This window comes from Tepidicella xavieri (assembly GCF_004363315.1).
Taxonomy (GTDB): Bacteria; Pseudomonadota; Gammaproteobacteria; order Burkholderiales; family Burkholderiaceae_C; genus Tepidicella; species Tepidicella xavieri.
In genome coordinates this window covers 129,321-139,919 of the sequence record NZ_SNYL01000008.1, presented here as the reverse complement: position 1 = coordinate 139,919, position 10,599 = coordinate 129,321, and the positions used below count along the sequence as shown (strand labels likewise).

Sequence of the window (10,599 nt, the reverse complement as noted above, 5' to 3'; positions counted from 1 at the left end):
GATCGCCCCCACCGGCACCACGGCACCGTTTTCGGCAATGTCCGGCGAAATGATCTGCACCTGGTCGTTGGCCGAGACGCTGCCGCCCAGCGCCTGAATGGCTTCTTGCAGGTTCTTGGCGTCAAAGCCCGCGCGGCCAGCCGCCTGCGCCTGCTCGGCCGTCACGATGCCCAGCGACAGCAGCGTGGCCATCGCGCCCGTGCTCTTCAGTACGGTTCGGCGGGTGGTGTGTGTGTTCATGAGAGTGCTCCTGTGCGTCTGGGGGCGGTGCGTGACATCCGCCCGACTTGATAATTGTCAAGCCTACTCCGATACGGAGCAGGGTGTATTAGTGAAAACACTGAATGCTTATATTCTGTATCTCAAATACGAAACCCGCAGAAAAAATGCAAAAACATTTTCGTCGCCAGGGGTTTTCACCGGGCCGCCTTATCATTTAATCCATTTCAAGACGTCTCTGAAGGCAGCGTGCTCGCAACTCTTCAGCCATTCAAACACCACCATTTCGCTGGTGACGAGTTCCACCCCGTTGCCAGCCAGGCGGTCGAACGCGGCGTCCCGGTCGCGTTCGCGCCGAGAACTGCACGCGTCAGTCACCACCCACACGTCAAACTCGTGTTCCAGCAGGCCCAGAGCGGTTTGCAGCAGGCACACATGGGCCTCGCAGCCGGCTAGAACCACGGTGTTGCGGCTCGGGCCCTGTGCCTGCGGTTTTTGCAGATGCTTGGGCAGGCTGCGGGCATTCCCAGCGGGCTTGGCCGGTGGGCGCAGGGCCTTGAGCAGATCGGACTCGCAGGCGTTGAAGTGCATTTTGGCGAAGGTCTTCTGGCACAGTCCGCGCAACTCTGCGGCGTTGGCGCCAAGTTTCTCGGGGTTCTGTTCGGTGCCCCATACCGGCACCTGCAAACGCTGGGCCACGCGTGCCAGCAGTACGGCGCGCGCCAAAGCCTCAGCGCCTTGCCAGATGGCGGGCATGAGGCGGTCTTGGTAATCCACGAGCACCAACTGGCTGTCATCGAGGTCGATCATCATGAAGCGCTGCTCCTCAAAGTTTGCACAAAAAAACCACAGCAACCCGTTGACTTCAATAGATTTTGCGTTTACCTTGCGCGGCATGAAGAAACACCGCTGGGCAACGTGGCCAAAGGTGTTGGCCTTGGGGCTGCTGAGCACGCTTGGGATTGTGCCTGCTGCAGCCAGTCCGGCCGACCCCCTGGCCGACTTTTTGGCGCAAAACGGCTGGGTGACGCCGCCGGGTGCAGAGGTGAGCCAGCGGCCGGCCCACTCGCGGCTGGTCGTGCATGCCCTCGGCTTCGTGGGGGTGCCCTACCGCTTGGGGGGTGGGAGTTATGAGGAAGGCTTTGATTGCAGCGGTTTCGTGCAGGCGAGTTTTCAAGAAAGCCTGGGCATACGCTTGCCCCGCCGGGTGGTGGAGCAGGCGCACGCCACCACTCCGATCGAGCCTTCAGAACTGATCCCGGGTGACTTGGTGTTCTTCAACACCTTGGGCAGCCGATACAGCCACGTCGGCATCTACGTGGGCGAAGGCCGCTTCGTTCATTCACCGCGCACCGGGGCGAGCATTCGCCTGGAAAGCATGTATTCGTCTTATTGGGCGCGTCGATTCACGGGAGCCCGTCGTGTGGCCTGGAGCGATGAGGCGCAATGGTCGCGACTCAACGCGCCTTGACATCAAACTCCACACGCGCGGGCCCTGGCCGGGAGCCTCTCGCGGTGTTCAGGCCGTGGCGCCTGAAGCTTTGCGCAGGATGGCGTAGAGTTCGTCCTTGAGCAGCAGTTTTTGTTTTTTCAGGGTTTCGATCTCTTCATGGGTGCCGGGGCTGATGCGGGCCTCCATGTTTTTGATTTGCTGATCGAGTTCGTTGTGTTTGTCGAACAGGCGGGTGAAGTGATGATCGTGGCCTTTGAGCGCTGTGATCAGCTCGCGGTATTCAGGAAACATCGGTACTCCTCTGTCGATGGCCGGGCGTGCCGCATGGGTGCTGGACACCTGCCCGTGGCCACACTGTAAACCAGAGGGCGGCATGTCGCCAAGCCGCTGGGCCGGCAATCAGCGCCTTTGTTGATCCGGCTCAAGCTTTGACGCAGTCGGCAAAGTAGCGTTTCTGCCCGTCGAAGCCCTCCTCCACCACCAAGCCGTGGATGTCGGTTTCAAAACCGGGGCATTGCTGGTTGAACTCCCGCGAGAACTTGAGGTAGTCCACGATCTTGCGGTTGAACACTTCGCCCGGGATGAGCAGCGGAATGCCCGGTGGGTAGGGAGTGATCAGCGCGGTGGTGATGCGGCCTTCCAGTTCGTCGATGGGGACGCGCTCGGTGTTGCGGTGCGCGATCTGGGCGTAGGCATCGCTGGGCTTCATCGCGGGGGTGAGGTCGCTGAGATACATCTCGGTGGTCAGCCGGGCGATGTCGTACTTGGCGTACATCTCGTGCACGAACTGGCACAGGTCGCGCAGGCCCATGCGCTCGTAGCGCCGGTGTTTCTGGCAGAACTCCGGCAGGATGCGCCACATGGGCTGGTTTTTGTCGTAGTCGTCCTTGAACTGCTGCAATGCGGTCAGCAGCGTATTCCAGCGGCCTTTGGTGATGCCGATGGTGAACATGATGAAGAACGAATACAGGCCGGTCTTTTCGACCACCACGCCGTGCTCGGCCAGGAACTTGGTCACGATGCTGGCCGGGATGCCGGTGGGGGCAAAGTCGCCTTTCATGTTCAGCCCCGGTGTGACGATGGTGGCCTTGATCGGATCCAGCATGTTGAAGCCAGGGGCCATGTCGCCAAAGCCGTGCCAGGCTTCCTCGCCGTCGGCGGTCTGCACACCTTCGCTGTCGGTGCGCTTGAGCACCCAGTCGCTGGCGCGGCCGATGCCCTCCTCGGCCAGTTCCTCCGGCCCCCAGACTTGGAACCACCAGTCGTTGTCGCCGAATTCGGCGTCCACCTTGCGCATGGCACGGCGAAAGTCCAGCGACTCGACGATGCTTTCCTCTACCAGCGCGGTGCCGCCGGGCGGCTCCATCATGGCCGCGGCAACATCGCAACTGGCGATGATGCTGTACTGCGGGCTGGTGGAGGTGTGCATCAGGTACGCTTCGTTGAACAGGTGGCGGTCCAACTTTTGCGTCTGCGAGTCCTGCACCAGCACATGGCTGGCCTGGCTGATGCCCGCCAGCAGTTTGTGGATGGACTGGGTGGAATAGACCACCGAATGCTGGGGCCGACCGCGCTTGCGGCCCATCGCGTGGAAGGTGCCGTAGAAGGGGTGGAAGGCCGCGTGCGGCAGCCACGCCTCGTCGAAGTGCAGGTTGTCCACGTAGCCATCCAGCATCTGCTTGATGGTCTCGGTGTTGTAGAGCACGCCGTCGTAGGTGGATTGGGTCAGCGTCAAGATGCGGGGGCGTACTTGCTTGGGGTCCACCCCTTGGAGCAGCGGATGGGCCGCGATCTTGGCCTCGATGGCCTCGCGGGTGAATTCGCTTTGCTGAATCGGCCCGATGATGCCGTAGTGGTTCCGCGTGGGCTTGAGGAAGACGGGGATGGCCCCCGTCATGATGATGGAGTGCAGGATGGACTTGTGGCAGTTGCGGTCCACCACCACCACATCGCCCGGGGCCACCGTGTGGTGCCACACCATCTTGTTGCTGGTGCTGGTGCCGTTGGTGACGAAGAAGCAGTGGTCGGCGTTGAAGATGCGCGCGGCGTTGCGCTCACTCTCGCCGATGGCGCCGTTGTGGTCCAGCAACTGGCCCAGCTCCTCCACCGCGTTGCAGACGTCGGCGCGCAGCATGTTTTCGCCGAAGAACTGGTGGAACATCTGCCCCACGGGGGTCTTGAGGAACGCCACCCCACCCGAGTGCCCGGGGCAGTGCCAGGAGTAGGAGCCGTCCTCGGCGTAGTCCAGCAGCGCTTTGAAGAACGGCGGCTGGATGTATTCGAGGTAGGCCTTGGCCTCGCGGATGATGTGGCGCGCGACGAATTCCGGCGTGTCCTCGAACATGTGGATGAAGCCGTGCAGTTCGCGCAGCACGTCGTTGGGCAGGTGGCGGCTGGTCTTGGTTTCGCCGTAGACGTAAATGGGGACTTCGGCATTCTTGCGCCGAACCTCCTGGATGAACTGGCGCAGGTTCTGCACGGCCGGGTCCTGCTCGGGGTCGCCGGTCACTTCCTCATCGTCGATCGACAGAATGAAGGCGCTGGCGCGGCTTTGCTGCTGCGCAAACTGCGACAGGTCACCATAGCTGGTGACGCCCACGACGTCGAAGCCCTCGCTTTCGATGGCCTGTGCCAGTGCGCGAATGCCCAGGCCAGAGGTGTTTTCGGAGCGGAAGTCTTCGTCGATGATGACGATGGGGAAGCGGAATTTCATGAGTGCGAAGTGTACGAAAGGAATGTGTCGGCAATGCGAAAGCTGGCAGGTTTTGCACCACAATGGGGGCAAGTGTTGCGTCTCTCCCTAACTTTGGGTGCCCAGAAGGAGTTTCATGGCTGAATCGACAGTGTGGTGGCTGCTGGCCGGTGGCGCGGTGGCCCTGGAGTTGCTGACTGGCACGTTTTTCCTGCTGATGCTGGCCGTTGGACTGGCTGCGGGCGCCCTCGCCGCTCACGCTGGGGCTGGATTGGCCGGCCAGTTTCTGGCGGCGGCGATCGTGGGGGGTGGCGCCATCGTGCTCTGGCAGCGTTGGCGGCTCAAGCGGCTGGGCAGCCCTTCGGCCCGCGCCAACCGAGATGTGAATCTGGATATCGGCCAAGTGGTCACCGTCCCTCATTGGGAACCCGATGGCACGGCCCGCATCCGTTACCGAGGGGCCGACTGGACCGTGCAACTGCAAACGGGCCATCAGCCCCAGACCCCTGGCACGTATCAGATCGTCGCCGTCGAGGGCAGCCGGCTGCTGGTGCGCCCCAGCGGGCACTGACCCTGCCTCCCCACCTGTCACCCCAGAAAGGACGCTCATGGAAGTCGCATTTGCCATACTCATCATTGCAGGCATCTTTATTGTCAAATCGATCAAGGTCGTGCCGCAGCAAAACGCCTGGGTCAAAGAACGGCTGGGCAAATATGCCGGCACCCTCACCCCTGGGCTGAACTTTCTGGTGCCCTTTATCGACAAAGTGGCCTACAAGCACAGCCTCAAGGAAATTCCGCTGGATGTGCCTGAGCAGATCTGCATCACGAAGGACAACACCCAACTCAAGGTCGATGGCATTCTGTATTTCCAGGTGACGGACCCGATGCGGGCCAGTTACGGCTCATCGAACTACGTGCTGGCCATCACGCAATTGGCGCAAACCACGCTGCGCAGCGTCATTGGCCGACTGGAGTTGGACAAGACCTTCGAGGAACGCGAGATGATCAACGCCCAGGTCGTCAACGCCATTGACGAAGCGGCGCTGAACTGGGGCGTGAAGGTATTGCGCTACGAGATCAAGGACTTGACGCCGCCAGCCGAAATCTTGCGCGCGATGCAGGCGCAGATCACCGCCGAACGCGAAAAACGCGCCTTGATTGCCGCCTCCGAAGGCCGCAAGCAAGAGCAGATCAACATCGCCAATGGCGAGCGCGAAGCCGCCATTGCCCGCTCTGAAGGTGACAAGCAGGCCGAAATCAACCGCGCTCAAGGGGAAGCGGCGGCCATTCTGGCCGTGGCGGAAGCGTCGGCGCAAGCGATCGAGCGCATCGCCCAAGCCATCCGCACCGAAGGGGGCGAAGCCGCCGTGCAGCTGAAAGTGGCCGAAAAAGCCGTGGAAGCCTATGCCCGCGTGGCGGCAGATGCCAACACCACCCTGATCGTGCCCGGCAACATGACCGAAGTCAGCAATTTGATCGGCTCGGCCATGAAAATGATCAAAACCGCGCAAGCGTCGGGCTGATCGTCGGCGAAGGGTGGAGGCAACCCACGAGAAGTTGCTGCGTCGAGCCAAGCGGTTGTTTTCCCGTGTACAATGCCGGGCTTACCCGGAGAGATGGATGAGTGGTTTAAGTCGCACGCCTGGAAAGCGTGTGTGGGTGAATAGCCCACCGCGGGTTCGAATCCCGCTCTCTCCGCCAGATTTTCTTGGCCAATCGCGGCCGTCGCCACGTCTTGCAAGCCCTTGCCCGTCCGCAAGGGCTTTTGTTTTGGCGCCTTTCTAGGCCATCTGGACCGAGCAAGCGCTCAAGTTCTACCGCCAAATGCCGAGATCTCATGCATGAACGTCGAACCCAGCGCCATGGTGCAAGCCGTGCTCGAGATGCGTGCGGCCAGTGATGCCCAAGCCGTTCAGGTGGAAGTGCTCAAGCGTGCCATGAGCGTCCAAGAACAGGCGGCCATGCGCCTTTTGATGGCGCTTCCCGGCTCACTGCCGCTGGCTCCTGCCGGTCAACCGGGGGCGCAAATCAATGTGATGGCGTGAGCACGCGTCACGGATCCGCAGCCACAGCAGGCTGCCGCCGGCGAAACATCCCGTAGCCTTCCATGTGCAGCACCTGCTGCCCGTGCTGGTTGAACATTTCCCAGACCGTTCGCACGAGGCCGACGTCTGGGCGTTTGCTCATGGGGCGTTTTTCAAGGATGCGGTGCTGCAGCCGCAGGGTGTCGCCGGGATACACGGGCCTGAGCCATTTGAGGCTGTCAAGACCAGGCGAGCCGAGGCTGGAAGTCTGGTGCAGAAAGTTCGTCACCATCAGCCTCATGGCCAAGGCGCAGGTGTGCCAACCGCTGGCGCAGAGTGCGCCGAACACCGAGTGCTTCGCCGCTTCAGGGTCGAGGTGAAACGGCTGGGGGTCGAACTGCTGGGCGAATGCCACGATGTCGTCTGCAGACGGGGTGACGGTGCCCAAATCGCGGACCTCACCTTCGGCCAAGTCTTCCCACCAAATGGTGATGTGTGGGCTTTGCTGGGGGTTGATCGCAGTCATGGGGCCTTCCTTCACATCGTTGGTGAACCTTACACCAACGCGCACGCGCTGCCGACGGTCGGCTGTCACGGAATGGACTGTCTGCGCAACCCAAGGGTCACATGGGTTACAGCCATGCCGCAGTGGTCCAGCCAGAATGCCTGCTAATCCAACAGGTTTCATCCGAAGGGATATGACCGATGCACACGAAGGAGACAGGCACTTTACCGGTGCGTGATCAGGTGTCTGCCGCAGAGTGGCAGGTTCGGGTCGATCTGGCCGCAGCGTATCGCCTCGTGGCGCTGTTTGGCTGGGACGATCTGATATTTACCCATATCTCTGCCCGTGTGCCAGATGCGCCGGGCCATTTTCTCATCAACCCTTATGGGCAGTTGTTTGACGAAATCACGGCTTCCAGCCTGGTGAAAGTCGATGAGTCCGGGACTCCGGTGATGGCGACGGATCATCCAGTGAATCCGGCAGGCTTCACCATCCACAGCGCGATTCACGAGGCCAGGCCCGATGTGCATTGCGTCTTGCACACGCATACGCCCAGTGGGGTGGCAGTGTCGGCCCAGCAGGATGGGCTGAGGGCGCTGTCGCAGCAGTCGATTTTTCCGTTGTCGAGTTTGGCGTACCACGACTACGAAGGCGTGGCGCTGCGCGAAGACGAGAAGCCGCGACTGGTCCGAGACCTGGGCAATGCCAATCACATGATTCTGCGCAATCACGGTTTGCTCACCTGTGGCCGCAGCGTGGCCGAGGCGTTTCTGGCCATGTACACGCTGGAGTCGGCTTGCCGCATCCAGATTCTGGCGCAATCTGGGGGCGTGGCCCTGATAGAAATCCCCTATGCCATGCGAGCCGATGCTGCACAACAGGCACGCCAGGTCACCAAAGGGTTGGGCGGCGCTCTGGCCTGGCCTGGCTTGCTCCGGCGACTGGATCGGCTGTCTCCAGGCTATGCCCTCTGAACCGAAAAGCCCGATGGCGCTGCCTCACCTTCCTCATCCGCACTGGCCCCCCGGCCTTCCTCATCATCTCACGCTACCGCAGACCAGCCTGGTTTACAACGCTGAGGTATCGGCCCGCCGATTCCCCGACAAACCTTTCATCCTGTATTACGGTACGCCACTGAGCTTTGCCGCTTTCTACGACCAAGTGGAGCGGCTCGCCGGATATCTGCAGACCGTTTGCGCAGTGGCCGAAGGTGATCGGGTTCTGCTGTATCTGCAAAACAGTCCCCAATGGGTGATTGGCTACTACGCCATCTTGCGGGCCAATGCTGTGGTGGTGCCCGTCAATCCCATGAACAAAGCCCAGGAACTGGCGCATCTGGTGCAAGACAGTGGGGCACGGGTGGCGATAGTCGCTCAAGACCTGCTTTCGCCACTCATGCCTTTGTTGCAACCAGGCAATGGTGCGGCAACTGGTGCGCTGTCTCATGTCTTGGTCGGCACGTACAGCGATTATCTGAACCCCAACCATATCGATTTCCCCCTGCCCGACTGGTTGCTGGCGCCATGTGATGTGCCAAGTGCCCCCGGGGTGCATGCGTGGTGGCAGGCACTGCAAGCCGATTACCGGCCGAGCCCACACACCCGTGGCCCTGACGATCTTTGCGTCCTGCCATATACCTCTGGGACGACGGGCAAGCCCAAAGGTTGCATGCACACCCACCGCAGCGTGGCAGCCACTGCAGTGGGGGGCATGGTGTGGTTTGGTCGTACGCAGGATGCGGTATTGCTGTCGGTATTGCCCTTCTTTCATGTGACTGGCATGGCCAGCGGCATGAATGGCCCCTTGTATGTGGGCGCCACGATTGTGCTGATGTCTCGCTGGGACAGGGCGTTGGCAGCGCGCCTGATTGAGCGGCATCGGGTGACGAATTGGCAGGCCATCTCCACGATGGTGGTGGACTTCTTGGCGCAGCCGGGCATCGAACAGATGGATCTGAGTTCTCTGCAAGGTATTCGCGGCGGCGGTGCAGCCATGCCAGAGGCGGTGGCAAAACGCCTCAGGACGCTTACCGGGCTGGACTATGTGGAAGGCTACGGCATGTCCGAGACGATGGCAGCCACCCACATCAATCCACCTCATCGTCCCAAACCCCAGTGCCTGGGAATCCCCGTCTTTGATGTGGATGCCCGACTGATCGATCCCCAGACCCTGCAACGGGTATCGGCTGGAGAAATTGGCGAAATCGTGGTGCATGCACCACAGGTGATGCAGGGCTATTGGCGCAACGAGGCGGCTACGCGAGACGCCTTCATCGAACTGGATGGCCAGCGTTTTTTGCGCACAGGTGATTTGGCTTGGGTGGACGATGAGGGGTATTTTTTCATGGTGGACCGCCTCAAGCGGATGGTCAACGCATCCGGTTTCAAGGTTTGGCCAGCGGAAGTGGAGGCCCTGCTCTACCGCCACCCAGCGATTCATGAGGTTTGTGTCATCGGTGCACGTGATCCGCGCCGCGGTGAGACCGTCAAAGCGCTGGTGGTGTGCCGTCCGTCTTATCGTGGCCTGTTGAGCGAGGAAGACATCATCCGTTGGGCTCATGACGAAATGGCGGCCTACAAAGTGCCGCGCATCGTGGAGTTCGTCGATGAACTCCCGAAATCCGGTAGCGGCAAGATCCTGTGGCGCGAACTGCAAGAAGCGCAGGATCGACAAGACCGCGCCCATTCCCCCACCCAAGAAGGAGACTCACCATGAAAAAACCTGTTTCCCGCCGCCTGGTGCTGGGCGCAGCGTCGGCTGCGGTTATCGCCCCCTGGGTCACTGCACCAGCCTGGGCTCAGAACTTCCCCAGCCGGCCCATCACACTCATCGTGCCTTGGCCTGCCGGTGGCTCCACCGACCGACACCTTCGCACCTTGGCCGAAATCGCCAGCACGCACCTCGGACAACCGATAGTGGTGGACAACCGACCGGGAGCTGGCGGTACCCTCGGTCCTGGCACCATGGCCCTGCAGGCACGCCCCGATGGCTACACCATTGCCCAGTTTCCACTGGGCATGCTGCGCATGCCGCACATGCAACGAACCAACTGGCACCCGATCAATGACTTCAGCTTCATTCTGGGCGTTTCGGGGTATACCTTTGGCTTCGTGGTGCGGGCCGATTCGCCATACAAGACTTTTCAGGACTACGTGGAAGCCGCACGCAAAGATCCCGGGAAGATCGACTACGGCTCCACGGGTACCGGAACCAGCCCGCATCTGCTGATGGAAGAAGTGGCCGCTGCGGTCGGTATCAAACTCAACCATGTTCCTTTCCGAGGCAACGCCGACCTCATGCAGGCTGTGCTGGGCGGCCACGTGAGCGCTGGCAGTGACGCCACGGGCTGGGACCGGTTTGTGGATGCCGGCCAGATGCGGCTGTTGTTGACTTTCGGCGAGCAGCGCACCAAACGTTGGCCCGACGTGCCAACCGCCAGAGATTTGGGTTACAACGTGGTGTCTCAGTCCCCTTATGGCCTGGTGGGCCCTAAGGGCATGGATCCGGCCGTGGTTCGCACGCTCCATGACGCGTTCAAGAAAGCCATGGAAGATCCCCGGCACCTGGAGGTGCTCGCGCAACTCAATCAGGACATGTGGTACCGCAACAGCGAGGATTACCGAGCTTGGGCAGTGACCACGTTCGAGAAAGATCGCCAATTGATCGAGCGCCTGGGCCTGGCGGCTCGCTGAGTCGCGCAGTG

At 61.3% G+C, this 10,599-nt stretch carries 11 protein-coding genes, 1 tRNA gene and 1 pseudogene; 8 read left to right on the top strand and 5 right to left on the bottom strand.

Annotated elements, in window-relative coordinates; translation table 11 throughout:
• Positions 1 to 240 (bottom strand): annotated as a pseudogene (locus DFR43_RS08450) (thiosulfate oxidation carrier protein SoxY); the annotation flags it as partial.
• 192 nt (positions 241 to 432) lie between these two features.
• Positions 433 to 1,032 carry an isochorismatase family protein gene (locus tag DFR43_RS08445; RefSeq protein WP_133597641.1) on the bottom strand — a complete coding sequence of 200 codons (600 nt, stop codon included), beginning with the start codon at positions 1,030 to 1,032 and terminating at the stop codon, positions 433 to 435.
• Between the two features lie 151 nt (positions 1,033 to 1,183).
• Between DFR43_RS08445 and DFR43_RS08440 the strand changes: the two genes are divergently transcribed.
• Positions 1,184 to 1,690: a C40 family peptidase gene (locus DFR43_RS08440; protein ID WP_245988877.1), complete on the top strand. Its 507-nt coding sequence runs from the start codon at positions 1,184 to 1,186 to the stop codon at positions 1,688 to 1,690.
• Between the two features lie 48 nt (positions 1,691 to 1,738).
• Here DFR43_RS08440 and DFR43_RS08435 read toward each other — a convergent pair whose 3' ends face one another.
• Entirely contained in the window at positions 1,739 to 1,963 is a 225-nt protein-coding gene (locus DFR43_RS08435) for an HP1242/YdcH family protein (RefSeq protein ID WP_133597604.1), read from the bottom strand.
• Positions 1,964 to 2,093: 130 nt separating this feature from the next.
• Positions 2,094 to 4,385 (bottom strand): arginine/lysine/ornithine decarboxylase, encoded by a 2,292-nt coding sequence (locus DFR43_RS08430; RefSeq protein ID WP_133597602.1) that lies wholly within the window; start codon positions 4,383 to 4,385, stop codon positions 2,094 to 2,096.
• A 115-nt stretch (positions 4,386 to 4,500) separates the two neighbouring features.
• On the opposite strand from DFR43_RS08430, the gene DFR43_RS08425 reads away from it, so the two are divergent.
• The 4 genes from DFR43_RS08425 (at position 4,501) to DFR43_RS08410 (ending at position 6,412) form a co-directional block, all read left to right on the top strand.
• Positions 4,501 to 4,935: an NfeD family protein gene (locus DFR43_RS08425; protein WP_133597600.1), complete on the top strand. Its 435-nt coding sequence runs from the start codon at positions 4,501 to 4,503 to the stop codon at positions 4,933 to 4,935.
• 37 nt (positions 4,936 to 4,972) lie between these two features.
• The gene (locus DFR43_RS08420; RefSeq protein ID WP_133597597.1) at positions 4,973 to 5,890 is read left to right on the top strand and encodes an SPFH domain-containing protein; all 918 of its coding nucleotides are present in this window, start codon (positions 4,973 to 4,975) and stop codon (positions 5,888 to 5,890) included.
• An 87-nt stretch (positions 5,891 to 5,977) separates the two neighbouring features.
• Positions 5,978 to 6,068: transfer RNA gene (locus DFR43_RS08415), tRNA-Ser, on the top strand.
• A 140-nt stretch (positions 6,069 to 6,208) separates the two neighbouring features.
• The gene (locus DFR43_RS08410; protein ID WP_133597596.1) at positions 6,209 to 6,412 is read left to right on the top strand and encodes a putative motility protein; all 204 of its coding nucleotides are present in this window, start codon (positions 6,209 to 6,211) and stop codon (positions 6,410 to 6,412) included.
• A gap of 7 nt (positions 6,413 to 6,419) precedes the next feature.
• Here the strand turns inward: DFR43_RS08410 and DFR43_RS08405 are convergent, their stop codons facing one another.
• Positions 6,420 to 6,917: a MaoC family dehydratase gene (locus DFR43_RS08405; protein WP_133597593.1), complete on the bottom strand. Its 498-nt coding sequence runs from the start codon at positions 6,915 to 6,917 to the stop codon at positions 6,420 to 6,422.
• A gap of 179 nt (positions 6,918 to 7,096) precedes the next feature.
• Here DFR43_RS08405 and DFR43_RS08400 point away from each other — a divergent pair, with 179 nt between their 5' ends.
• The 3 genes from DFR43_RS08400 to DFR43_RS08390 are packed head-to-tail and all read left to right on the top strand — an operon-like array spanning position 7,097 to position 10,588.
• Positions 7,097 to 7,870: a class II aldolase/adducin family protein gene (locus DFR43_RS08400; RefSeq protein ID WP_133597591.1), complete on the top strand. Its 774-nt coding sequence runs from the start codon at positions 7,097 to 7,099 to the stop codon at positions 7,868 to 7,870.
• 13 nt (positions 7,871 to 7,883) lie between these two features.
• Entirely contained in the window at positions 7,884 to 9,611 is a 1,728-nt protein-coding gene (locus DFR43_RS08395; protein ID WP_133597589.1) for a long-chain fatty acid--CoA ligase, read from the top strand.
• On the top strand, positions 9,608 to 10,588 hold the full coding sequence (locus DFR43_RS08390) for a Bug family tripartite tricarboxylate transporter substrate binding protein (protein WP_133597587.1): 981 nt from the start codon (positions 9,608 to 9,610) through the stop codon (positions 10,586 to 10,588). The genes DFR43_RS08395 and DFR43_RS08390 overlap by 4 nt, the downstream gene beginning before the upstream one ends.
• The last annotated feature ends 11 nt before the right edge of the window (positions 10,589 to 10,599 follow it).